This is a genomic window from Streptomyces sp. NPDC012794, from assembly GCF_042901085.1.
GTDB lineage: Bacteria > Actinomycetota > Actinomycetes > Streptomycetales > Streptomycetaceae > Streptomyces.
In genome coordinates, this window is the sequence record NZ_JBIBCI010000001.1 from 412,005 (window position 1) to 434,633 (window position 22,629).

Sequence of the window (22,629 nt, forward strand, 5' to 3'; positions counted from 1 at the left end):
GAGCTGGGACAGATGACCAAGCGCACCCGGCAGGCCCTCGCCCTGCTGTCGGCCCTCCTGCTCCCGGCGTCGGCGGCCGGCTGCTCCACCGCCGGGGACCGGACGCCGGCCCGCCTGGGCCCCACCGCCGCCGGCACGGCCCCCGCCGCGAAGGGGTTCACCCTGGTCGCGAGCGGCGACGTACTGCCGCACACCTCGGTCATCCAGCGTGCGGCGGCCGACGCGGGGGGCGACGGCCACGACTTCCGCCCCATGTTCTCCGGAGTCAAGCCAGTGATCTCGGCCGCCGACCTGGCGCTGTGCCACATGGAGACCATCTACGGCGAGGACGACGGTCCCTTCAGCGGCTACCCGGCCTTCGTCTCCCCGCCCACCGTCGCCGACGCCCTCAAGGACACCGGGTACGACGGCTGCTCCACGGCCTCCAACCACACCCTGGACGACGGCGCCGAGGGGATCGAACGGACCCTCGACCGCTTCGACAAGGTCGGCCTCGGCCACGCCGGCTCCGCCCGCACCGCGGCCGAGGCGGCGCGCACCACGCTCTACGCGGCCGGCTCCGCGAAGGTCGCGCACCTCGCGTACACCTACGACACCAACGGCTACCCCATGCCGGACGGCCGGCCCTGGGCGGTCGGCCTGATGCGCCAGGACAAGATCATCGCGGATGCGCGCGCCGCGCGGAAGGCCGGCGCGGACGTGGTGCTGGTCAGCCTCCACTGGGGCACCGAATGGCAGACCGAACCCGACGGCACGCAGCTCTCCCTGGGGAAGGCGCTCACCGCGTCGCACAGCGGCGGCCGCCCCGACATCGACATGATCCTCGGTACGCACGCGCACGTCCCGCAGGCCTACGAGAAGGTCAACGGGACCTGGATCGTCTACGGCATGGGCGACCAGGTCGCCGGCGAGATGTTCAACCACTCCGGCGCGCGCGACATGCGCGGCAACTACGGCTCCATCGGCCGCTTCACCTTCGCCCCGCCCGCCGCCCCCGGCCAGCGCTGGCAGGTGGTGAAGGCCGAGTTCGTCCCGCAGATGATGGACCTGTCCCTCGGCAGGGTCGTCAACCTGCCCGCCGCCCTCGCCGCCGACCCAGGCGACGAGGAGTACGAGAGCGCCGACGAGGCCGTCACAGAGGCCGTGCTCAGCCGCGGCGCCGCCAAGGACGGCCTGAAACGGGCCCGGTAGCCCGCCGCGCGCGTGGGCCGGTGCCCGGCCGGCTCCCCGGTGCCGTCGGCGGCCCTTACGGGACCACCGTCACCGGCCAGCGGCCCGCCTTGACCAGGCGGACCGCGACCGAGCCCACGAGGCGGTGGCCGGCCCGTTCGGACGCGCCGACCACCACCGCGTCGGCCCGCAGTTCCTCCGCTGCGCTCACCAGGCCCGCGTACGGATCCCCGCGGAAGGTGTGGAACTGCCAGCGCACCTCGAAGACGCCCTTCAGCCGCTCGGCCGAGGCGCGGACCTCGGCGGCGATGCCCTCGGCGATCTCCCCGGTCGTGCCCGCCACCGGAGCGCCCAGGGAGGCCCCGGCGGCCATCAGCGGCTGGACGTACACCAGGGCCAGCAGCGCGTTCTGCCGCCGGGCCAGCCCCGCGGCGTAGGCCGCCGCCCGCAGCGAGGACTCCGAGCCGTCGATCCCGGCGAGGATCACCTTCGGCCCGTCCGTACCGCGCTCGAATCCCGAATCCACGTGCTCCGTCACCCTCCCGAGGCTATCGGGCTCGGCGCGCGGACCGGCGCGGGCCTCCCTACAGTGCCAAGCATGAGTGCCACGCTGGAGGAGACCCGCGGGACCCGCAACCGCTTCCTGCACCGGGTCCCGGACGCCTTCGGGGCGTTCTTCGGGGCGCTCGGGCTGGTGTGCGCGCTGCTGGCGCTCTCTCCGACGCTGCGCGGGCTGCTGCGGCCCGTGGTCCGCTTCCTCGACGACTTCGTGGTGCCGGTCAGCGAGAACCTCGCGTACGCCGTCTTCCTCTTCCTCCTCGCCGCCGCCCTCGGCACCCGAAAGAAGATCGCCTGGTGGATCGTCGTCACCTACCTGGCGCTGCTGATCCTGGTCGACCTGCTGATCATCGCCGACGGGGACTTCTGGGTCGGCGGCCCCTCGATGGTCCTCGCGGTGGCCGCGCTCGGCATCCTGGTGGCCGCCCGCGGGGAGTTCTACGCGGCCTCGCGCCCCGGCGCCGTCTGGCGGGCCATGCTCGTGCTCGGCCTCGGGCTGCTCGGTGCCGTTCTCCTCGGCTGGGCCCTCGTCGCCCTGTTCCCCGGCACCCTGCCGAAGGGCCAGTGGCTGGACTGGGCCGCCAAGCAGGTCTTCGGCGGGCTCTTCTCCGCCCGGCAGTTCGACGGCCGCCCGGCCCGCCCGCTCTCCTTCCTGCTCGGCCTCTTCGGCGCCCTCGCCCTGCTGAACGCGGCCTCGACCCTGTTCCGCTCGCAGCGGCTGACCGCCGCCCTGCACGGGGACGAGGAGCCCCGGATCCGGGCCCTCCTGGGCGCGTACGGACGGGCCGACTCCCTCGGCTACTTCGCCACCCGGCGCGACAAGGCCGTCGTCTTCGCCCCGAACGGCAAGGCCGCCGTCACCTACCGCGTCGAGGCCGGCGTCTGCCTGGCCAGCGGCGACCCGGTCGGCGACCCCGGCGCCTGGACCCCCGCCATCAACGCCTGGCTGGCCGTCGCCCGCCGCCACGGCTGGCAGCCGGCCGTGATGGGCGCCTCCGAGGACGGGGCGACCGCGTACGCCCGCTCCGGCCTGAGCGCCCTCCAGCTCGGCGACGAGGCGATCCTGCACGTCGCCCACTTCGACCTCGACGGCCGTGACATGCGGGTCACCCGGCAGGCCGTCAACCGCGTCCGGCGGGCCGGGGCCACCACCGTGATCCGCCGCCACTCGGCCCTCACGGAGGAGGAGATGCGGACCATCGTCGACCGGGCCGACCGCTGGCGGGACACCGAGACCGAGCGCGGCTTCTCCATGGCCCTGGACCGGCTCGGCGACCCCGCGGACGGGGACTGCCTGCTGGTCGAGGCCTTCGACGCCGACGGCGAGCTGATCGCCCTGCTCTCCTTCGTCCCCTGGGGCAGGGACGGCATCTCCCTGGACCTGATGCGCCGCGACCGCTCCGCCCCCAACGGGGTCATGGAGTTCATGGTGGCCGAGCTGTGCGCGGCCGCCCCCGGCCTCGGGGTGCGCCGGATCTCCCTCAACTTCGCCGTGTTCCGCGCCGCCTTCGAGGAGGGCGGGCGGATCGGCGCGGGACCGGTGCTGAAGCTGTGGCGCCGGCTGCTGCTGTTCTTCTCCCGCTGGTGGCAGCTGGAGGCCCTGTACCGTTCCAACGTCAAGTACGGCCCCGAGTGGTACCCGAGGTTCCTGTGCTACCAGGACGCCGGCTCGCTCGCCCGGGTCAGCCTCGCCTCGGGCATCGCCGAGGGCTTCGTCTCCGTACCGAGCATGCGCAAGCTGTGGGGCAACGGCCACGCCAAGGGGCTTACCGCCCCCGCCAACACCGCCGGGCTGCCCTCCATCGACTCCCTGGGCCTCGACCTCGTCGGGGAGGGCGGCGAGCGGACCCCGGCGGAACGGCTGCCCGAGCAGGTCCGGGTGCGCCACGCCAAGCTGGACCGGATCCGGGCCGCCGGAACCGACCCCTATCCGGTCGGGATCCCGCAGCGCACCCACACCGCCGCCGAGCTGAGGGCCTCCCACCCGGGCCGGACCCCCGGCAGCCGCACCGGCGAGCGGGTCACCCTCGCCGGGCGGGTGATGGTCGTACGGGACCTCGGCGGCGTCGTCTTCGCCGTGCTGCGCGACTGGACCGGCGACGCCCAGCTGATGTTCACCCGTGACGAGTCCGGCTCCGACGTGCTGGACGCCTTCACGGCCCAGGCCGACTTCGGAGACCACGTGGTGGCCACCGGCGAGGTCGGCGCGAGCCGCAGCGGGGAGCCGTCCGTGGTGGTCGGCGCCTGGCAGCTCACCGGCAAGTGCCTGCGCCCCCTCCCCGACAAGCGCAAGGGCCTGGCCGACCCGGAGGCCCGGGTCCGGCGCCGCTACCTCGACCTCGTCGCCAGCCCCGACGCGCGGGACGTCGTACGGGCCCGCTCCAGCGCGGTGCAGGCCCTGCGCCAGGGGCTGCTCGACCGCGGCTATCTGGAGGTCGAGACGCCGATGCTCCAGCAGATCCACGGCGGGGCCAACGCCCGGCCGTTCCGCACCCACATCAACGCCTACGACCTCGACCTCTACCTGCGCATCGCGCCCGAGCTGTACCTCAAGCGGCTGTGTGTCGGCGGCATGGAGAAGGTCTTCGAGATGGGCCGCACCTTCCGCAACGAGGGCGTCTCCTACAAGCACAACCCCGAGTTCACGATGCTGGAGGCCTACCAGGCCTTCGCCGACTACGACGTGATGCTCGACCTCGCCCGGGAGCTGATCCAGGGTGCGGCGACGGCCGCCTTCGGCTCGCCGGTCGCGCACAGGGCGGGCCCGGGCGGCAAGCTCGCCGTCCACGACATCTCCGGGCCCTGGCCGGTCAAGACGATGTACGGGGCCATCAGCGAGGCGCTCGGCGAGGAGGTCGACGCCGATACGGAGGAACACGTGCTGCGCGGGCTGTGCGACCGGGCACACGTTCCCCACGCGCCCGGGGACACCCGGGGCGACGTGGTGCTGGAGATGTACGAGCGGCTGGTGGAGGAGCGGACCCAACTGCCCACCTTCTACAAGGACTTCCCGACCGAGGTGTCGCCGCTGACCCGGCAGCACCGCAAGGACCCCCGGCTCGCCGAGCGCTGGGACCTGGTGGCCTTCGGCACCGAACTGGGCACCGCCTACTCGGAGCTGACCGACCCCGTCGAGCAGCGCCGCAGGCTGACCGCCCAGTCACTGTTGGCGGCGGGGGGTGACCCGGAGGCGATGGAACTCGACAACGACTTCCTCGACGCCCTGGAGTACGCCATGCCGCCCACCGGCGGCCTCGGCATCGGCGTCGACCGGCTCGTCATGTTCCTCACGGGTCTGACGATCCGCCAGACCCTGCCGTTCCCCCTGGTACGGCAGGGCTGATCGGCGGGGCGGCTGGTCCGAGGGGGTGACGGGAGCGGGGCGCGTCCGCGCCCCTCGACATCTTCCGCGATGTCGTTGATACGTAGTAATAATGAAAAATGACGAGCCGACAGTGGGACGACGCGTGCTCCTGCGCACCGCCGTCTTCCTCGGAATCGCCGCCGCCTCCGGACTGCTCACCGCCGGTGAGGACGGCCCCGGGGGCGGGGTCACGGCCGGCGGCCCCGCTCCCGGCGCCCCCGGCGCACCCGCGCCCGGAGCACCCGGGCTGCGCCCCCAAGGGCCCCCGGACAAGTCGTACCGGCTGCGGCCCATGACCGCCGAGGGCCCCGCCCGGCCCCCCGTCGCCAAGCCCGCCGTCCGCACCCGGCCCATCCTGGAGCTGCCGGCCGACCCGAGCACGGGCAGCGCCATGGTGCTCACCTTCGACGACGGCCCCGACCCCCGCTACACCCCGGCCGTCCTCGACACCCTCGCCCGGTACGGGGTGCGCGCGATGTTCTTCGTCTGCGGGGAGATGGCCACCGAGAACCGTGACCTGCTGCGCAGGATGGCCGCCGAGGGCCACGTCATCGGCAACCACACCTGGACGCATCCGCTCATCCCCACGCTCGGCCGGCCCGCCCTCGAAGCCGAGATCGGGCGCACCAGCGAGGTCGTCCAGCAAGCCGTGGGGCAGGCCCCGCTGTGGTTCCGGGCACCGTACGGGGCGTGGAACCGGGCCGCCTTCGAGATCGGCGCCGAGCTCAACATGGAGCCCTTCGCCTGGACCCTGGACACCCTCGACTGGAAGGAGCCGGGGAGCGCCACCATCATCTCCCGGGTGCTCTCGGGCGCCGGGCCGGGGGTGATCGTGCTGAACCACGACGCCGGCGGCGACCGTTCGCAGACCGTCCGGGCGCTGGAGGCGTACCTGCCCCAGCTGCTCGGGCGCGGCTACCGGATGACGCTGCCGGCCCGCTGAGGGCCGGCGGCGCGCTTCCCCGGCGGCGCGCTTCCCCGGCGGCCCGGGGGAGCGCGGGGCCGCCGGGGGCATTGGTGAATCGTTCCGTCAGCGGGCCGCCACCATCCGGGCGAAGACGACCACGTTGCCGTCGTAACCCTTGGCCTTGGAGTAGCTGCCACCGCAGGTGATCACGCGCAGCTCCGGATGGCCGGTGTCCCCGTACACCCGGGAGCCGGGGAAGGCCTCCTTGGAGAACACCTCCACCCCGTACACCTCGAAGACTGCGGTCCGCCCGTCGTAGCGCTCCACCTCGATGCGGCTCCCGTGCCTGAGCGAGCCGAGCCCGTAGAAGACCGCCGGGCCCTGCGCGTTGTCCACGTGGCCCACGATCACCGAGGAGCCCTGCTGGCCCGGCGAGATGCCGTTGAGGTACCAGCCCGCCAGGTTGCGGTCCTGGGGCGGCGGGGCGTCGATGTAGCCCTCCGCGTCCAGCCCGACCGTCATCACGGGCGCGTCCACGTTGATCGTCGGAATCCGGATCCGCTGGACCGACGAGTGCTCCAGCACCTCCAAGTCCGCCGGCGGAGTGGGCGCCGCGGCCGGCAGGTGGTCCGCGCGCGCGGCGACCGCCGCCGCGGCGGCGGGCTGAGGCGGCCCGTCCTCGGCGTTCGCCCCGTTCCTCATCATGGCGAGGCCGCTGAGCATGACCAGCGCGAGCGCTCCCCAGGGGGAGCGTCTCCTCGGCCGCTGCTCGTACTCGTCCTCGGTCATGGCTCTCCCTTCCCGACGCGGGGGTCCCGACCCGCGTTCCAGTCCCTCCCCGGTACGCCCTTCTTCACGCACGCTAAGGGTGCACGCCCGGGACGGCGATCGGGGAAGGGACGAACGGGTGGTACGTCCGGTCGGGGTGCGTCCATCCAGGTATTCGTCACATAAATGACTGACGGCTCATGACCTGCGGATCCGTCAGATGATCTCCACGCGCTCCGGCGTGTCGCTCAACCGGGCGGCCCAAAGACGGAAATGCGCTGGTTGCGCAGTGCCCCGAGGGTTCGTGATGGGAGGCGTTCTCGTCGATCTGCCCGGGCCACCGCTCCGGGGCGCTTCCCGATGGAGGTTCCACCATGCGTGTTCTGCGCGCTCTCACCGTGACCGCGGGCGCCTGCGCCGCGATCGGCCTCAGTGCCCCGTTCGCCGGCGCGAACCCGCCGCAGGGCGGCGGCAACGGGCCCAGCAACGTCACCGTCAACCCGTACTCCGTGCACCAGGGCGCCTCGATGCAGGTCAGCGCCGCGGGCTGCGGCCACGGCGGCACGGTCTGGTCGAACGGCAACTTTCCGCAGACCAACCTGTCGGCCGGCTCCATCGGCTTCGCGACCGTCCGGATCTTCAACCACGCCTCGCCCGGCAACCACACGCTGTCGGTCAAGTGCCACGACAACAGCCTGGTCGCCACGCACCGGTTCACGATCCTGCGGGGCAACGGGGCGCAGGGCGGCGTCGGCGGATCCATCGGCCCGTCCGCCGCCGAGACGGCCATCGGCGCCGGGCTCGTCGGCATCGCGGCGGTCGGCGCGGGCGCGCACGTGATCCGCCGCCGCCGTCCGGTCGGCTCCCGGGGCTGACGCGCCCGCGCGCCGCGGCCACGGGCCGCCCCGGGTCCGCGACCCGGGGCGCGACCGGTGGTTCCGCGGCGGGGCGGGGGCTTCCGGGGCTTCCACGGGCTTGTGGACTCAGGGGGTTCCTGGGGTGTCCGGGGCTTCTGGGGGTCGCGGGCGCTCCCGGAGCTCTGGGGAAGAGGCGCGGCGCGGGCTCAGTGGCCGCGGGCCGGCCGGCGGCGGCGCAGGGCGTACGCCGTTCCGCCCGCGGCGGCGAGGAACAGCGCGGCGCCCGCCCCCAGCTCCACGGCGTCCGTCCCGGCCACGCTGCCGCCGAGACCGCCCCGCACCCCGAGGGTGGCCGCGGCGCTGCGGGAGGTTTCGGCGGAGCCGCGCGCGGTGGGCGGGATCCGTGCGGCCGGGGCGGTGCGGGCGGGCGTGGGGGTGGTGCGCGCCGGGGTTGGGGTGGTGGTGCGCGGCCGGACGCCGGCGGTGGTGCCCGTGGTGGGGGTGGGCCGGACGCCGGTGGTGGAGCTGGTGGTGGGCGTCGTCGTACCGCCGGTGATGGTGAGGTCGGCGGAGCCGTTCTCCCCGTTGCAGGTGAAGGTGACGGAGTACAGGGCTCCGCGCCGGGCGTCGCGGTCCACCGTGACCCGGGCGGTCTGCCCGCGCGCGATGCTCACGGTGTCGAAAACGCCGGAGGAGGCGGTGGCGTACGCGGCGTCGCAGCCGGTGACGGAGAGCACCACTTGGCCGCCGGGGGCGATCGTGGAGGGAGTGACGGCGAAGCCGAAGGAGGTGACCGGCGCGGCCTCGGCCGCCACGGCGGCGGGCACGCCGAACGCGCCGAACGCGAGGAAGGCGCCGGCGCTGAGCAGGACGGTGGCGGAGCCGCGTATCGCACCCATGGTGGGTCCTCCGGATCCCCGAGGAGCAGTCGCGCAGCGTTTCCGCACGTGGGGGGTCGTGCACCTCGATGTCCGCCACGCTAGGCGCCGGTCCGGCGACCCGCGATCAGGAACGGGCGAATGGGGCACGGCCGTAGGCCGAACCGGCGACGGGAGCCCGCTCCCGGTTTCCCGGGAGCGGGCGCGCGTTCAGTGTGTGAGCCCCAGGTGCGGGAACTGGGCGAGGAAGGGCTCGGCGGTGGCGGAGATCCCCCGCCCGAAGGGCGCGTCGAAGTCCCAGATGAGGAAGAGCAGGAAGGCGATCAGCGCGCTGAACAGGCCGGCCAGCAGCATTTCGCGGAAGGAACGGCGGATCTGCAGGGTGAAGATCAGACCCACCGTCACCATGGCCCCGGCGATCAGCCCGAACCACACCACGCCGGGCATGGTGGCGCCGGCGCTCTGGCCGCGCGAGTTCCGGGCGTCGTCCACGAGCGCGACCTGGTCGACCAGCGGCTGGTAGGCCTGCCCCTCGTGGTCGGTGCGCGGCTCGTAGTCGGTGACGTCCCTGCGGATCGTCTCCAGCAGCTCCCCGCTGCGCTCGGTGATGACGCCGCTGTCGGCCATCTTCCGCCATTCCGTCTCGACCACGTAGGTCACGTACGCGTCGACGTCGGAGCGGATCTTCGTACGGACCTCGGCCGGGTAGACCTGGGAGCGGACGCTGATCTCGTGCAGGGCCTGGGCTTCCTGGCGTACGTACTCCTGCGCGGCCCCGCGGGCCTCCCAGACACCCGCGATCGCCAGGCCCAGGACGATCGCGTAGATCACCCCGATCATCATCGTCATGTATTCGATGACGTCCGGGGTTTCGTTCGGATCGTCGTCCTCGCCGATCCTGCGGTGGTTGAAGAAGGCGATGGACAGCACCACGGCGCAGGCCGCGGCCATCGCGAGGGACAGGACGAGCCATTCCGACAAGACGACTCCCAATCGGTGGGCGGTGGGCAGTGGCGGTGGGCGAGCGGGCGGTGGGCGAGTGGGCGGCCTAGCGCGGGCGCAGCGCGACGATCGCGAGCACGGCCGGGGCGGCGGTCATGAGGGTGAAGGTGACCGGTGAGATGTGATGCTCCAGCGGTTTGCGGGCGCGGGTGTGGTACGCGGGACGGGCCACCGGCCTGGGCGTGGGAGCCGTCGCCGATGGCGGTGCCGGCGGCTCGGGCGCGGGCTTCGGCGGCGGCGCGGCGGGGGCGGCGCGCACCGGTGGCGGTGGCGGGGGCGGGGGCGGCGGCGGCTTGGGCGCCGGTGGCGGCTTCGGGGCCGGTACGGGCGGCGCGGGAGCCGGCTCGGACGGCGGTGGCGGGGTGGGCTTCGGCGGCGGCGGCGTGGGCGGCGGCGTGGGCGGCGGCGGTGGCGGCGGCTTGGGAGTCGGCTTGGGCGGGCAGGGCGGGGGAGGGGGCGGGCAGTGGTGCGCGCCGGAGTGGCCCTTGCCGCGGTGGCCGCAGGCGTGGCCGTGGCCGTGACCGCCGTGATGTCCGCCACCCCGGCCGGCCCCGGCGCCGCCGCTGCCGGCGTAGGCGTACAGCTCGGCGGCGGGTCCGCCGTCGAAGGTGCCGATCGTCGCGTAGGCGCAGCTATCGGCCAGGGCCGGTGTGGTGGCGAGCGCCGCCCACAGCAGGACCGGGACCGCCAGCAGGCGTCTGGCACAGGCTCTGTTCACTGGGCGAGCATGGGCCCGCGCGCGCCCGCGCACGCGGAGCGCGGTGTCGGTTCGCCTGATCGGGTGGAGCATGGAGCGTAGATGTTTGAGCCAGCTTTGGGTCGCTTCTGATCGTTCGCAGTCGAAATCTCAAATGGTATTTGTCGGTTTCTCCTTCATCGGTGACGGGGGCCGCACGTGCCTTTGGTGTGTGACCAAGAACGGACCGCCAATTTCCGCTTTTGCTCGCCCTGTTGGGAAATGATCAGTACATTCGGCTCGGACAGCAGTCCGACCACCGTCCCACCCCCCGGACGACCCCGCCCGACCATGGCATGACGAGGCTTGGAGACCCCGATGGAACGCCCCGCCTGGGCCCCGCCGGGCATCGACATATCGGTGCCCAGCGTGTCCCGCATCTACGATTACTACCTGGGCGGCTCCCACAATTTCGAGGTCGACCGCCAGGCGGCCCGCCGCGCCATGGAGTTCATGCCGGGCCTGCCCAAGATCATGCAGGCCAACCGGGCGTTCATGCGCCGTGCCGTCCGCCACGCCGTGGCCGAGGGCGTCACCCAGTTCCTCGACATCGGCTCCGGCATCCCGACCTTCGGCAACGTCCACGAGGTCGCCCGCGCCGCCAGCCCCGAGGCCCGCGTGGTCTACGTGGACCACGACCCGGTGGCCGTCGCCCACAGCCGGGCCGTCCTGGCCGGGGACGACCGCACCGGCGTCGTCCCCGCCGACCTGCGCAAGCCGCAGGACATCCTCGGCTCGCCCGAGGTGGGCCGGCTGCTGGACCTCGAGCGGCCCGTCGCCCTGCTGCTCGTCGCCGTCCTGCACTTCCTTGAGGACACCGACCAGCCGTACGACTCCGTCGCCGAGCTGCGCGACGCGCTGGCGCCGGGCAGCCTGCTGATCCTCACCCACGCCTCCTACGAGGGCATTCCGCTCACCGAGGAGGTCGCGGGCGGCGCCGTCGGCGTCTACCGGGACATCCGCAATCCGCTGGTCATGCGCAGCCACGAGCAGATCACCGGCTTCTTCGACGGCTTCGAGCTGCTGGAGCCGGGCCTGGTGTCCATGCCCGACTGGCGCCCCGAACGCATCGGGCCGCTCGAGGAGGGCGAGGAGCCCGAGGACCCGTACGCGTTCTCGGGCTACGGCGGCGTGGGACGCAAGGCGTGAGACTCCCCGCTCCGACGCCCCCGCCCGCCGGCCCCCGCCCCGCGGGCCGTGCCCCTGTCAGCCCCGGCCCGGTCGGCTCCGGCCCCATGGGCTCGGGTGCCGGCTCCGGTCTGGCCGGCTCCGGTCCCATGGCCTCCGCTCCTGTCGCCTCCGGTCCTCGCGCCTCCGGCTCCGTGGGCCCCGGAGCTGCTGTGCCCGGCCCGGCCGGCCCCGGTGCTGCCGGGGCGGCGCCCGCCGGGCGGCCGGGGTCCGCGCAGGGCCGCCCTGCGGACACCGCCCCGCCGGCCGGCCCGCTGGAGGGCCGTGCGCCGCTGCGCGAGCCGCGCAGCGGGCTGGAGGACCGCATCGCCCGCTTCGCCACCATCTGGGGCCGGGCCATCTTCCCCGTCACCGCGACGTCCCTGACCCGCCCCGAGTTCGAACAGCACCTCGTGCCCCTCGCCCGGACCCTGACCGAGGCCCTGCACGCCCGTCCCTTCGACGCGTCCGTCGCGCAGCGCGTGGGCGCCGAGCTCGTCGCCGTGCACTGCACCGACCCGGAGGCGCTCGCCGGCACGCTCGGGGTGGTCGAGTCCTACCTGGTGCTCTACTGCGGCCCCGAAGGGCCCGACGGCGCCGGCACGGACAGCACCGAGGAGTACCGGTCCCGCTGCGCCCGGCTCCAGCACGGCATCGCCGCCGGCTTCGCCCGAGCCCTGCGCGAGCGCACCCTGCGGGAGCAGGAGGCCATCGCCCGTTCCGCGCTGACGGCCCGCAGCGACGCCCAGCAGGCCCTGCACGCCAGCGAGGAACGCTTCCGGGCGGTCTTCGAGGGAGCGGCCGTCGGCATCGGCATCGCCGACCTGGAGGGCAACGTCCTCGAGGTCAACGACGCCCTGCTGAAGATGTTCGGCGGCCTGGAGGGCCACGTTCGCAGCCGGAACGTCAGCGAATGGGGCCACCCCGACGACACCCCCCACGTCTGGCGGATGTACGGGGAACTCGTCCGCGGGGAACGCGAGCACTACCGCGTCGAGAAGCCCTACTACCGGCACGACGGCACCGTGCTGTGGACCAACCTGACGGTGTCCCTGCTGCGCGACGCCGACGGCGTGCCCCAGTACCAGCTGGCCCTGATGGAGGACACCACCGAACGCCGGCTCCTCAACCTCCGGCTGCGCTACGAGGCCACCCACGACGCCCTCACCGGGCTGCCCAACCGGACGCTCTTCTTCGAGCGGCTGGAGAAGGCGCTGGGAGGCGCCCCCGGCAGCCGCTTCGGCCTGTGCTACCTGGACCTCGACGGCTTCAAGGCGGTCAACGACAGCCTCGGCCACTCGGCGGGGGACCGGCTGCTGGTGGAGGTCGCCGACCGGCTGCAGAGCTGCGCCACCGGACCGGGCGAGGTCGTGGCCCGCCTCGGCGGCGACGAGTTCGTGGCCCTCACCACGGGGCCCGCCGCCGGCACGGACGAGGATCCCGGGGACAAGGTGACCGACCTGGCGGTGCGCATCCTGTCGGCGCTGTCCACCCCCATCCGGCTGGAGGGCCGGGAGCTGTCGGTGCGCGGCAGCATCGGCATCGTCGAGGGCCGCGCGGGGGAGCGCACCCCGGCGGAGGTGCTGCGCAGCGCGGACATCACCATGTACCGGGCCAAGGCGGCCGGCGGCAACCGCTTCGAGTTCGCGGACGCGGAGGCGGACGCCCGTGCCATCACCCGGCACGGCCTGACCAACGCCCTGCCGGCGGCGCTGGAACGCGGCGAATTCTTCATCGAGTACCAGCCCCTGGTGCACATGCACGACGGCAGCGTCCACGGCGCGGAGGCGCTGGTGCGCTGGTCGCACCCCCAGTACGGGGTGCTCGGCCCGGACCGCTTCATCCCGCTCGCCGAACGGACCGGGCTGATCGTGCCGCTGGGCCGCTGGGTGTTGGAGGAGTCCGTCCGCCAGGCCCGCAACTGGCAGCGCCAGCACGGCGGGGCCGCCCTGCGCGTCAACGTCAACCTCTCGCCGACCCAGCTCCACCATCCCGGTCTGGTCGCCGACACCGTCCGCGTGCTGGAGACCTTCGGGCTGGCTCCGGGCGCCCTGTGCCTGGAGGTCACCGAATCGGCGCTGATCGGCGCCGACGACGAGCTCCTCGAACCACTGCGCCGGCTCGCCGCGCTCGGCGTGGACATCGCCCTCGACGACTTCGGCACCGGCTACTCGAACCTGGCCAACCTGCGCCGTCTCCCCGTCAGCGTCCTGAAACTGGACCGCTCCTTCACCCAGGGGATGCAACAGCAGCCGGCCAACCCCGTCGACGTCAAGATCGTGGAGGGCATCGTCGCCCTGGCCCACAGCCTCGAACTGGCGGTCACGGTCGAGGGGGTGGAGACCGGCGTCCAGGCGGCCCAGCTCCGTGCCCTCGGCTGCGACACCGCCCAGGGCTGGTACTACGCCCGCCCCGGCGCCCCGGACCGGATCCACGCCCTCACCCTCTCGGATGCCGTCCCCACCCCCTGAACCGGGACCCGGCCGGCGCCGTCCCGGCCGGCCCCGGCGAGGGTGCCGCCGGGTCCGCCGGCCCGGCCGGGGTTGCGCCCGGCGGGCCCGCCCGGATCAGCCCATGCCGGCCTCCGTTCCCCGGCCGGGCTCGCGCACCGCGGCCATGACCCGCCGGTGCCGCTCGGAGGTGTCCGCCAGCACCCGCGCGGCCGCCGGCAGTCGCTCGGCCTCGTACACGTCGAGCATCTGAGCCCCGGCTTCCCCGGTGAGGGCCGCGCCCAGAGTCCGGCCGAGGGCCACCGCGTCCTGGATGCCGGTGTTCATTCCGAGCCCGCCGGCCACGGAGTGGACATGGGCGGCGTCCCCGGCGAGGAAGGCCCGGCCCTCGCGCAGCCGTGTGGCCATGCGGACGTTGACCCGCCAGGTGGAGATCCAGGTCGCCCGGGTCAGCCGTATGCCCTCCATCCGGGCGTGCCGGTCGAAGAGCCGCTGGAAGCCCTCCAGCGACGGCGGCACCGGCGCGCCGTCCTCGTCGAGCTCCGGTGAGGCCTGGAGCTGGAACGACGGCGTCCCCGGTATCGGACAGAGCATCACGGCCCCGCCGTCCGAGGTGAACCACTGGTGCCAGCGGTTGCGGCTCAGCCCCGGGGCCTCGACGTCACCGATCACCATCAGCTGGGTCTCGTCCGTGGTCCCCTCGAAGGGGATGCCGAGGAGCTTGCGGGTCGTGCTGTGGCCGCCGTCGCATCCGGCGAGGTACCCGGCGCGGATCGAGCGGCCGTCCGCCAGCCGCGCGGTGAGCCCCTCCCCGTCCTGGTCGATCCCGGTGACCCGGGCGTCGTACTCGACGCGGACGCCGAGGGCGGAGAGGTGCTCGCGCAGGATCCCCTCGATCTGCCACTGGCCGATGAAGAGGCCGCCCCCGGAGGGGCTGTCGTTGACGTACGAGCCGTCGAAGTACTTGCGCAGCACCAGCCCCCGGATGCCCGCCGCGGACAGCCGCTCGCCCAGACCGAGTCCGGCGAGGACCTGGAGGCTTTCCGGGTTGAGGCCCTTGCCGCGGGATTCGCGGTGCGGGCCGGGTCGCTGGTCGAGCACACGGACCGGGATGCCCCGGCGGGCCAGGTCGCAGGCAAGGGTGAGTCCGGTGGGGCCGGAGCCCGCGATCAGTACGTCGGTCATCGGAATGTCCTCTCGTCCTTCGGTGCCCTCGGTGGGTCGATGACTCAAGGAAAGCGCGACCCGGACAAAAATGCAACCCGGTAACGAAATTGACTTGGTTGTTCTTTCGTGCCACGCTGGAGGCATGGAGAACATGACGGCTGCGCCCACGGGGCTGCGCGAGACGAAGAAACTGCGGACGAAGAACCAGCTGGCGGCCACCGCGCTCGAGCTCTTCCTGGAGCGCGGCTTCGACGCCGTGTCGGTGGCCGACGTCGCCGCCGCGGCCGAGGTCTCCAAGCCCACCCTGTTCCGGTACTTTCCGAGCAAGGAGGACCTGGTGCTGGACCGGTTCGCCGACCATCAGGACGAGGCGGCGCGCATCGTGCGCGACCGTCCGGCGGGCCTGACCCCGGTCCGGGCGGTCCACGAGCACTTCCTGGCCGCCCTCGCCGAGCGGGACCCGATCACCGGGCTCTGCGACCACCCGAACGTCCTCGCGTTCCAGGGGCTGCTGTACTCGACCGCCAGCCTGGAGACCCGGCTCGCCCACTACACGGCGCGCGAGGTGGAACTGCTCGCGGCGGTCCTGGAGGCGGAAGAGATTCCCCCGTTCACCGCCCGGCTGGCGGCCCGGCACCTGGTGACCGTCCGACAGGAGCTGGGCCGGGAGAACTGGCACCGGCTCTCGGCGGGGCAGAGCGCCGACGAGGCATACCCGGCCGCCGTCGCCGAAGCCGACCGTGCCTTCACCATGCTGGCCGACGGACTCGACCGGACCCTCGGGCCGTTCATACCCTCCTGACACCGGCGCACGGGATCGCCGGTGACTCGAATCGCGGAGGCGGGAGCGCGCATGGGCGCCAGGTATGTCACCGAGCTGATCGGGGCGTTGGAGCGGTACGGGGAGCGGCCCGCGATCGGGGCCGGGGCGGACTTCCTGCGGTTCTCCGAAGTGCTGGACACGGTGTACCGGCTGGCCGGGGCGCTGGACGAGGCCGGTGTCCGGCGGGGCACAGGGCTGGCCTGCGTGACGGGCGGCAACCGGCCGGAGGCACTCCTCGTGCGGATCGCGGCGCACGTGCTGGGCGCGCGGCTCACCCAGGTCGTGGGCGGTCCGGCCGTGCACGGGGTGGACTTCATCCTGCGGGACTGCCGGCCGGCCCTGGTGGTGCACGACGTCCCGGTGCCGGAGAGCGGTGCCCCGCGGCTCCGCCTGGACCGGCTGCTCGCGGCGGCGGCCGAACGGGAGGCCGCCGAAGTGCCGGTACGTGCGAGGGAGGAGGACCTCGCCCGCGTGATGTACACCGGCGGGACCACGGGCCGCCCCAAGGGTGTGGCCTCGACCTTCGGCGCGCTGGCCGCGCGGGACAGCGGCCGCGGGGCCCGGTGGACCGAGTCGGTGTACCTCTCGGTCACCACCCTGGCCCAGCGCTCCGGCGGGCGGTGCCTGGAGCAGCTGCGGGCCGGCGGCAGGGCGGAGATCCTCGATCCCTTCGAGCCGCGGGAGTTCGCGGCCGCCTGCCGGCGCCTGGGGCGGGTGTCCACGTACCTGACGCCGCCGATGCTCTACCGGCTGCTGGACGACCCGGCGACCGCCCAGGGGATTCCGGGACTCGAGGCGGTCTCGTACGGCGCCTCGCCCGTCCTCCCCGCACGTCTGGGTGAGGCCGTGACCCGATGGGGCGTGAAGTGGCGGCAGGGCTACGGGATGAACGAGGCGGGGGTGATCAGCCGGCTCACCCCCGCCGACCACGACGCGGCGGTGGCCGGCCGCCCCGAGCTGCTGGCGTCGGCGGGCCGGCCCGCGTCCGGGGTGGAGCTCCAGGTGCGGGACGAGGGGGGCGACGTACTGCCCCCCGGACACAGGGGAGAGGTGTGGGTCCGCTCGGGGACGGTGATGGCCGGCTACTGGAACCAGCCTGACCTGACGGCCGAAGTCCTGCGTGAGGGGTGGCTGCGCACCGGGGACGTCGGGCACGTCGGCGAGGGCGGCTACCTCTACCTCGACGACCGGGTCAAGGACATGGTCATCGTCAACGGAGCCAACATCTACTGCCTGCCCGTCGAAGCGTCCCTCGCACGGCATCCCGCCGTGGCGCAGGCGGTGGTGGTCGGGCGTCCCAGCCCGGTCACCGGCGAGGAGCTGTGCGCCTTCCTGGTCCCGGTCCCCGGCCGTGAGCCGAGCGGGACGTCCGCGGCCGAGGCCTGTGATCTGGTGGAGCGGGAGCTGGCCCCGGCGCACCGGCCGACCACCGTGTTCTGGGAACGGGAGATCCCGCTGACCGACCGGGGCAAGCCCGACAAACAGCGGCTGCGACGGCGCGCCGCGACCGCGTCGTCCCCGCCACCCGCATGACCCGAGGAAGCTCCGGCGGAGCAGGGCCGGCCCGGCCGTGGTCCGCCGGACGCCGTCCTATCGCCGCGCGTGCTGCTTCCAGTCGTGGACGAGGAGCCCGAGCACCACCTCGTCCAGGAACTCTCCCAGCACCCAGGCCGAGGAGCGCAGCACGCCCTCCCGTACGAAACCGTTGCGCTCGGCGGAGCGCAGCATCGCGGCGTTGTCCGACAGCGTCTCGATCTGCAGCCGGTGCAGGCCGCGCACGACGAAGCCGTAGTGGCACAGCACCGCGACCACGTCGGTGCCGTAGCCCTTGCCCCGGCAGGACGGAAGCAGTCCCAGCCCGATGTGCGCGGACCGGCTGTGGTTGTCGATGCCCCACAGCGTCGCGGTGCCGACCAGGGTGTCGCCGTCCAGCTCCACCACGGAGAACTGGACGCTTCCCTCCCTCGTGTCGTCCACCACGAGCCGCGGATCCTTCGAGCCGGGCGTGATCGGTCGCCACGGCCCGCTTTCGGCCCGGGAGGAGTTGACCACGTCGTCGTAGAGCTCGGCCCGCAGGACCGGGATGTCATCGTCGTGCCGGGCCCTGAGCCCGACCTTGCCGCCTATGAGCATAGGAGCTTCCTATCCGGCCGGACTGGCAGGCGGCAAACCATTAACCGTCGGCAAACCAATGAGCGGCCGCGCCGGCGGGGTTGCGCGCGGCGGCCCCTGCGCCCGCCGCTCCGTGTGAGCCGCCTGCGCCCGCCGCCCCGCGCGCCACCTGCCGCGCGCCCCGCGCGAGCCGCCGCCGCCCGCCGGGGGCCGTCTCAGCCGACCAGGATCCGCTTCAGTTCCCGGGCCGCCCGCGGGGGCGCGACGTCCGTACGGTGGGCCAGGGCGATGGTGCGGCGCAGCGGGGAGCCGGCCAGGGGGGTGGCGCGCAGGCCCGGGCCGGCGTGGTCCACGACCATGGCCGGGACCACCGCGATGCCCAGCCCGGCGCGTACGAAGCCCAGCACCGCGTCCATCTCCCCGCCCTCCACGGTGAACACCGGCTCGAAGCCCGCCGCCCGGCACGCCCCCACCGTCAGGTCCCGCAGGTCGTAGCCGTGGCGGAACATCACCATCGGCTCCTCGCGCAGGTCGGCGATGGTCAGCTCCCCGCCGCCCGCCGGGGGCGGGAGGTCCGCGGACGACACCACCACCAGGTCCTCGGTGAGCAGTTCCACCGTGGTCAGGGCGGGCGCCGACGGCGGCAGCGGCAGCGCGATCAGGGCCAGGTCCAGCACCCCGCGGGCGAGTTCGCGTACCAGGTCCAGCGAGCCGCTCTCCTCGATCAGCAGCTCGATGCCCGGGTGGGCCGTGTGGAAGGCGCGCAGCACGGCCGGCAGCAGGCCCGTGCACACGCTCGGCGTCGCCCCCAGCCGCACCCGGCCCCGCCGCAGCTGCGCCAGCTCCTGCACCTCCAGCCGTGCCGTGTCCGCGTCCGCCAGGATGCGCCGTGCCAGCGGCAGCAGCGCCTCGCCGGCGTCGGTCAGCGCGATGTTGCCGCGCGCCCGGCTGAACAGCTCGGCACCGAGCTCGCGCTCCAGCGCCTTGATCTGCTGGGACAGCGACGGCTGGGCCACGTGCTCGCGCTCGGCGGCGCGCGTGAAGTGCCGGGTCTCGGCGACGGCCACGAAATAGACCAGCTGCTGGAACTGCATGCCCCCAGGCTACCGCCCACCATAGGCTGCACCTATCGCGATCAGCTCCACCATGTCTTGGACCTCTCGGTGCCTTCGTCCTTACGGTCATTCCATGGCTCTGGCAACGCGGACGGCACGACGGCCGTCCACCACGCGCACGCTCTGGGACTCCACCGTCGGCAAGAAGTCCGTGATGGCCGCATCAGGCCTGGTCATGCTCGGCTACCTCGTCGCGCACATGCTCGGCAACCTCAAGATCTTCTTCGGGGCGGACGAGTTCAACGGCTACGCCCACTGGCTGCGCACGCTCGGCTCCCCCTTCCTGCACCACGAGTGGGCCCTGTGGATCGTCCGCGTGATCCTGGTCGCGGCCGTCGTCGCGCACGCCGTCTGTGCCTACCAGCTCAGCCGCCGCGACATCAGGGCGCGCCCCGTCAAGTACGCCCGCAAGCGCCGCCGGGCCGGCTACGCGACCCGCACCATGCGCTGGGGCGGCGTCATCCTCGGCCTCTTCATCGTCTGGCACCTCCTCGACTTCACCACGCTCACCGTCAACGAGCGCGCCTGGGCCGGCCACCCCTACGAGAACGTCCTCTCGACCTTCTCCACCTGGTACGGCAACACCATCTACATCGTGGCGATGACCGCACTCGGCTTGCACGTGCGCCACGGCTTCTGGAGCGCCGCCCAGACCCTCGGCGCGGGCAACGCCCGGCGCGACCGGGCGCTGAAGTCCCTGGCCAACGTCCTGGCCCTCGTCCTCTTCGCGGGCTTCGTGTCCGTGCCCCTCGCCGTCATGACCGGAGTGGTGAGCTGACCATGAGCACCGAGTACGCCGCCTACACCACCGGCGCCCCCGTCCGCGACACCAAGGCCCCCCAGGGCCCGATCGCCGAACGCTGGGACCGCCGCCGCTTCGAGGCGAAGCTGGTCAACCCGGCCAACCGCCGCAAGCACACCGTGATCGTCGTCGGCACCGGCCTGGCGGGCGGTGCCGCCGGCGCGACCCTCGCCGAGCAGGGCTACCACGTGGTCCAGTTCTGCTTCAGCGATTCCCCGCGCCGCGCCCACTCCATCGCCGCACAGGGCGGCATCAACGCCGCCAAGAACTACCGCAACGACGGGGACTCCGTACACCGGCTCTTCTACGACACCGTCAAGGGCGGCGACTTCCGCGCCCGCGAGTCCAACGTCCACCGCCTCGCCCAGATCTCCGTCGAGATCATCGACCAGTGCGTGGCCCAGGGCGTCCCCTTCGCCCGCGAGTACGGCGGCCTCCTCGACACCCGCTCCTTCGGCGGCGTCCAGGTCTCCCGCACCTTCTACGCCCGTGGCCAGACCGGCCAGCAGCTGCTGCTCGGCGCCTACCAGGCGCTGTCCCGGCAGATCGCCGCCGGCAACGTGGAGATGCACGCCCGTACCGAGATGCTCGACCTGATCACCGTCGACGGGGTGGCGCGCGGCATCGTCGCCCGCGACCTGATCACCGGCAGGATCGACACGTACTACGCGGACGCGGTGGTCCTGGCCAGCGGAGGCTACGGCAACGTCTTCTACCTCTCCACCAACGCCATGAACTCCAACGCGACCGCCGTCTGGCGGGCGCACCGGCGCGGCGCCTACTTCGCGAACCCCTGCTTCACCCAGATCCACCCCACCTGCATCCCGCGCACCGGCGACCACCAGTCCAAGCTCACCCTGATGAGCGAGTCCCTGCGCAACGACGGCCGCATCTGGGTCCCCAAGGCCAAGGGCGACACCCGCCCCGCCGCCCAGATCCCCGAGGCCGAACGCGACTACTACCTGGAGCGGATCTACCCCTCCTTCGGCAACCTGGTCCCGCGCGACATCGCCTCCCGCGCCGCGAAGAACGTCTGCGACGAGGGCCGCGGCGTCGGCCCCGGGGGCCAGGGCGTCTACCTCGACTTCGCCGACGCCATCCGCCGCATGGGCCGGGACAAGGTCGCCGAGAAGTACGGCAACCTCTTCGAGATGTACGAGCGGATCACCGCGGAGGACCCGTACGAGGTCCCGATGCGGATCTACCCGGCCGTCCACTACACGATGGGCGGACTGTGGGTCGACTACGACCTCCAGACCACCGTCCCCGGCCTGTTCGCCATCGGCGAGGCCAACTTCTCCGACCACGGGGCCAACCGCCTCGGGGCCTCCGCGCTGATGCAGGGCCTCGGCGACGGCTACTTCGTCCTCCCCTCCACCATCAGCGACTACCTCGCCCGCCGCCCGGCAGGGGAGGGCACCGGCGCGGTCGACGACACCCACCCCGAGGCGCGGGAAGCCGTACGCGAGACCCGCGAGCGGCTCGAACGGCTGCTGGCCGTCGACGGCGACCGCACCCCCGACTCCTTCCACCGGGAGATCGGCGAACTCATGTGGGAGTACTGCGGGATGGCCCGCACCGAGGAAGGCCTGCGCAAGGCCCTCGCCCGCATCCCGGAGATCCGCGAGGAGTTCTGGCGGCGTATCAAGGTCCCCGGCAGCGGCGAGGAGTTCAACCAGTCGCTGGAGAAGGCCAACCGCATCGTCGACTACCTCGAACTCGCCGAACTGATGTGCCTCGACGCCCTCCACCGCGCCGAGTCCTGCGGCGGCCACTTCCGCGAGGAATCCCAGACCCCGGACGGCGAAGCCGCCCGCCGCGACGAGGAGTTCGGCTACGTCGCCGCCTGGGAGTACGCCGGCACCGGGGCCGCGCCCGTCCTGCACAAGGAAGACCTCGTCTTCGAGTACGTCCACCCCACCCAGCGGAGCTACGCATGAAGCTCACCCTGCGCGTCTGGCGCCAGCAGAACGCCGACGCCCCCGGCGCCATGGCCTCCTACGAGGTCGACGGCATTTCGAAGGACATGTCCTTCCTGGAGATGCTCGACACGCTCAACGAGGACCTCATCCTGCGCGGCGAGGACCCGGTCGCCTTCGACCACGACTGCCGGGAGGGCATCTGCGGCGCGTGCAGCCTCGTCATCAACGGTGACGCCCACGGCCCCGAACGGACCACCACCTGCCAGCTCCACATGCGGTCCTTCGACGACGGCGACACCATCGACGTCGAACCGTGGCGCGCCTCGGCCTTCCCCGTGGTCAAGGACCTCGTGGTGGACCGCAGCGCCTTCGACCGCATCATCCAGGCCGGCGGCTACATCACCGCGCCGACCGGCTCCGCCCCCGAGGCGCACGCCACGGCCGTGCCCAAGCCGGCCGCCGACCACGCCTTCGAGCACGCCGAGTGCATCGGCTGCGGCGCGTGCGTGGCGGCCTGCCCCAACGGCTCCGCGATGCTGTTCACCTCAGCCAAGATCAACCACCTGAACGTGCTCCCGCAGGGCTCGCCCGAGCGCGAGACGCGGGTGCTGGACATGGTGGCGCAGATGGACGGCGAGGGATTCGGCGGCTGCACCCTGACGGGAGAATGCGCGACGGCATGCCCCAAGGGCATTCCGCTGCCGTCGATCGCCGCGATGAACAAGGAGTGGCTGCGGGCCCTGCGCAAGACCTGACGCTCCCTGCGGAGGGGCGGCGGCCGCGCCCGTGTGCCGCCCAGCCCCCGCAGGAGCCCGGCCCCGGACCCCGAAC

General features: G+C 73.2%; 19 protein-coding genes. 11 read left to right on the plus strand and 8 right to left on the minus strand.

The annotated features are described in order from the left end of the window. The first annotated feature begins 12 nt into the window (after window positions 1–12). Window positions 13–1,191 carry a CapA family protein gene (locus ACFY7H_RS01925; RefSeq protein WP_388931629.1) on the plus strand — a complete coding sequence of 393 codons (1,179 nt, stop codon included), beginning with the start codon at window positions 13–15 and terminating at the stop codon, window positions 1,189–1,191. A gap of 55 nt (window positions 1,192–1,246) precedes the next feature. Here the strand turns inward: ACFY7H_RS01925 and ACFY7H_RS01930 are convergent, their stop codons facing one another. After that, window positions 1,247–1,708 (minus strand): universal stress protein, encoded by a 462-nt coding sequence (locus ACFY7H_RS01930; protein ID WP_388931632.1) that lies wholly within the window; start codon window positions 1,706–1,708, stop codon window positions 1,247–1,249. Between the two features lie 60 nt (window positions 1,709–1,768). Here ACFY7H_RS01930 and lysX point away from each other — a divergent pair, with 60 nt between their 5' ends. Continuing rightward, on the plus strand, window positions 1,769–5,071 hold the full coding sequence (gene lysX, locus ACFY7H_RS01935; protein WP_388931635.1) for a bifunctional lysylphosphatidylglycerol synthetase/lysine--tRNA ligase LysX: 3,303 nt from the start codon (window positions 1,769–1,771) through the stop codon (window positions 5,069–5,071). Window positions 5,072–5,162: 91 nt separating this feature from the next. After that, complete coding sequence (locus ACFY7H_RS01940) at window positions 5,163–6,035, plus strand: polysaccharide deacetylase family protein (RefSeq protein ID WP_388931638.1); 873 nt, start codon at window positions 5,163–5,165, stop codon at window positions 6,033–6,035. 87 nt (window positions 6,036–6,122) lie between these two features. Here the strand turns inward: ACFY7H_RS01940 and ACFY7H_RS01945 are convergent, their stop codons facing one another. Beyond that, window positions 6,123–6,788, minus strand: coding sequence for a class F sortase (locus tag ACFY7H_RS01945; RefSeq protein ID WP_388931640.1), 666 nt, complete (start codon window positions 6,786–6,788; stop codon window positions 6,123–6,125). 353 nt (window positions 6,789–7,141) lie between these two features. On the opposite strand from ACFY7H_RS01945, the gene ACFY7H_RS01950 reads away from it, so the two are divergent. Next, window positions 7,142–7,642 (plus strand): hypothetical protein, encoded by a 501-nt coding sequence (locus tag ACFY7H_RS01950; RefSeq protein ID WP_388931643.1) that lies wholly within the window; start codon window positions 7,142–7,144, stop codon window positions 7,640–7,642. A gap of 188 nt (window positions 7,643–7,830) precedes the next feature. Here ACFY7H_RS01950 and ACFY7H_RS01955 read toward each other — a convergent pair whose 3' ends face one another. The 3 genes from ACFY7H_RS01955 to ACFY7H_RS01965 all read right to left on the minus strand — a co-directional run bounded on the left by ACFY7H_RS01955 (window position 7,831) and on the right by ACFY7H_RS01965 (window position 10,222). Further along, on the minus strand, window positions 7,831–8,523 hold the full coding sequence (locus ACFY7H_RS01955) for a hypothetical protein (protein WP_388931645.1): 693 nt from the start codon (window positions 8,521–8,523) through the stop codon (window positions 7,831–7,833). A gap of 189 nt (window positions 8,524–8,712) precedes the next feature. After that, window positions 8,713–9,483, minus strand: coding sequence for a hypothetical protein (locus ACFY7H_RS01960; protein ID WP_388931648.1), 771 nt, complete (start codon window positions 9,481–9,483; stop codon window positions 8,713–8,715). Window positions 9,484–9,550: 67 nt separating this feature from the next. Continuing rightward, window positions 9,551–10,222, minus strand: coding sequence for a hypothetical protein (locus ACFY7H_RS01965; protein ID WP_388931650.1), 672 nt, complete (start codon window positions 10,220–10,222; stop codon window positions 9,551–9,553). A gap of 336 nt (window positions 10,223–10,558) precedes the next feature. On the opposite strand from ACFY7H_RS01965, the gene ACFY7H_RS01970 reads away from it, so the two are divergent. Both ACFY7H_RS01970 and ACFY7H_RS01975 read left to right on the plus strand, forming a co-directional pair. After that, a complete protein-coding gene (locus ACFY7H_RS01970; protein WP_388931653.1) occupies window positions 10,559–11,389 on the plus strand; it encodes an SAM-dependent methyltransferase in 831 nt (276 codons plus the stop codon). 293 nt (window positions 11,390–11,682) lie between these two features. Continuing rightward, window positions 11,683–13,878 carry a putative bifunctional diguanylate cyclase/phosphodiesterase gene (locus ACFY7H_RS01975; protein ID WP_388932254.1) on the plus strand — a complete coding sequence of 732 codons (2,196 nt, stop codon included), beginning with the start codon at window positions 11,683–11,685 and terminating at the stop codon, window positions 13,876–13,878. Window positions 13,879–13,974: 96 nt separating this feature from the next. Here the strand turns inward: ACFY7H_RS01975 and ACFY7H_RS01980 are convergent, their stop codons facing one another. After that, on the minus strand, window positions 13,975–15,042 hold the full coding sequence (locus tag ACFY7H_RS01980; RefSeq protein ID WP_388931655.1) for an FAD-dependent monooxygenase: 1,068 nt from the start codon (window positions 15,040–15,042) through the stop codon (window positions 13,975–13,977). Window positions 15,043–15,175: 133 nt separating this feature from the next. On the opposite strand from ACFY7H_RS01980, the gene ACFY7H_RS01985 reads away from it, so the two are divergent. Next, complete coding sequence (locus tag ACFY7H_RS01985; RefSeq protein WP_388932257.1) at window positions 15,176–15,826, plus strand: TetR/AcrR family transcriptional regulator; 651 nt, start codon at window positions 15,176–15,178, stop codon at window positions 15,824–15,826. Window positions 15,827–15,877: 51 nt separating this feature from the next. After that, complete coding sequence (locus ACFY7H_RS01990; protein WP_388931658.1) at window positions 15,878–17,380, plus strand: class I adenylate-forming enzyme family protein; 1,503 nt, start codon at window positions 15,878–15,880, stop codon at window positions 17,378–17,380. Between the two features lie 57 nt (window positions 17,381–17,437). On the opposite strand, the gene ACFY7H_RS01995 is transcribed toward ACFY7H_RS01990, so the two are convergent. Beyond that, a complete protein-coding gene (locus tag ACFY7H_RS01995; protein WP_388931661.1) occupies window positions 17,438–17,980 on the minus strand; it encodes a GNAT family N-acetyltransferase in 543 nt (180 codons plus the stop codon). Window positions 17,981–18,174: 194 nt separating this feature from the next. After that, a complete protein-coding gene (locus ACFY7H_RS02000) occupies window positions 18,175–19,053 on the minus strand; it encodes a LysR family transcriptional regulator (protein ID WP_267037533.1) in 879 nt (292 codons plus the stop codon). Window positions 19,054–19,147: 94 nt separating this feature from the next. Here ACFY7H_RS02000 and ACFY7H_RS02005 point away from each other — a divergent pair, with 94 nt between their 5' ends. Genes ACFY7H_RS02005 through ACFY7H_RS02015 form a run of 3 tightly spaced genes read left to right on the plus strand, consistent with a single transcriptional unit; the run spans window position 19,148 to window position 22,553 of the window. Then, window positions 19,148–19,852, plus strand: coding sequence for a succinate dehydrogenase (locus ACFY7H_RS02005; RefSeq protein WP_388931665.1), 705 nt, complete (start codon window positions 19,148–19,150; stop codon window positions 19,850–19,852). A 2-nt stretch (window positions 19,853–19,854) separates the two neighbouring features. Beyond that, complete coding sequence (locus ACFY7H_RS02010) at window positions 19,855–21,816, plus strand: fumarate reductase/succinate dehydrogenase flavoprotein subunit (protein WP_388931667.1); 1,962 nt, start codon at window positions 19,855–19,857, stop codon at window positions 21,814–21,816. After that, window positions 21,813–22,553 carry a succinate dehydrogenase/fumarate reductase iron-sulfur subunit gene (locus ACFY7H_RS02015; protein ID WP_388931670.1) on the plus strand — a complete coding sequence of 247 codons (741 nt, stop codon included), beginning with the start codon at window positions 21,813–21,815 and terminating at the stop codon, window positions 22,551–22,553. Before ACFY7H_RS02010 ends, ACFY7H_RS02015 begins: the two co-directional genes overlap by 4 nt. The last annotated feature ends 76 nt before the right edge of the window (window positions 22,554–22,629 follow it).

Excerpts from the sequence above, each read along its gene's own strand:
- ACFY7H_RS01925 (WP_388931629.1), top strand. The coding sequence starts at position 13 with ATGACCAAGCGCACCCGGCAGGCCCTCGCCCTGCTGTCGGCCCTCCTG.
- lysX (WP_388931635.1), top strand. The coding sequence starts at position 1,769 with ATGAGTGCCACGCTGGAGGAGACCCGCGGGACCCGCAACCGCTTCCTG.
- ACFY7H_RS01940 (WP_388931638.1), top strand. The coding sequence starts at position 5,163 with ATGAAAAATGACGAGCCGACAGTGGGACGACGCGTGCTCCTGCGCACC.
- ACFY7H_RS01945 (WP_388931640.1), bottom strand. The coding sequence starts at position 6,788 with ATGACCGAGGACGAGTACGAGCAGCGGCCGAGGAGACGCTCCCCCTGG.
- ACFY7H_RS01950 (WP_388931643.1), top strand. The coding sequence starts at position 7,142 with ATGCGTGTTCTGCGCGCTCTCACCGTGACCGCGGGCGCCTGCGCCGCG.
- ACFY7H_RS01955 (WP_388931645.1), bottom strand. The coding sequence starts at position 8,523 with ATGGGTGCGATACGCGGCTCCGCCACCGTCCTGCTCAGCGCCGGCGCC.
- ACFY7H_RS01970 (WP_388931653.1), top strand. The coding sequence starts at position 10,559 with ATGGAACGCCCCGCCTGGGCCCCGCCGGGCATCGACATATCGGTGCCC.
- ACFY7H_RS01980 (WP_388931655.1), bottom strand. The coding sequence starts at position 15,042 with ATGACCGACGTACTGATCGCGGGCTCCGGCCCCACCGGACTCACCCTT.
- ACFY7H_RS01985 (WP_388932257.1), top strand. The coding sequence starts at position 15,176 with ATGACGGCTGCGCCCACGGGGCTGCGCGAGACGAAGAAACTGCGGACG.
- ACFY7H_RS01990 (WP_388931658.1), top strand. The coding sequence starts at position 15,878 with ATGGGCGCCAGGTATGTCACCGAGCTGATCGGGGCGTTGGAGCGGTAC.
- ACFY7H_RS01995 (WP_388931661.1), bottom strand. The coding sequence starts at position 17,980 with ATGCTCATAGGCGGCAAGGTCGGGCTCAGGGCCCGGCACGACGATGAC.
- ACFY7H_RS02000 (WP_267037533.1), bottom strand. The coding sequence starts at position 19,053 with ATGCAGTTCCAGCAGCTGGTCTATTTCGTGGCCGTCGCCGAGACCCGG.
- ACFY7H_RS02005 (WP_388931665.1), top strand. The coding sequence starts at position 19,148 with ATGGCTCTGGCAACGCGGACGGCACGACGGCCGTCCACCACGCGCACG.
- ACFY7H_RS02010 (WP_388931667.1), top strand. The coding sequence starts at position 19,855 with ATGAGCACCGAGTACGCCGCCTACACCACCGGCGCCCCCGTCCGCGAC.
- ACFY7H_RS02015 (WP_388931670.1), top strand. The coding sequence starts at position 21,813 with ATGAAGCTCACCCTGCGCGTCTGGCGCCAGCAGAACGCCGACGCCCCC.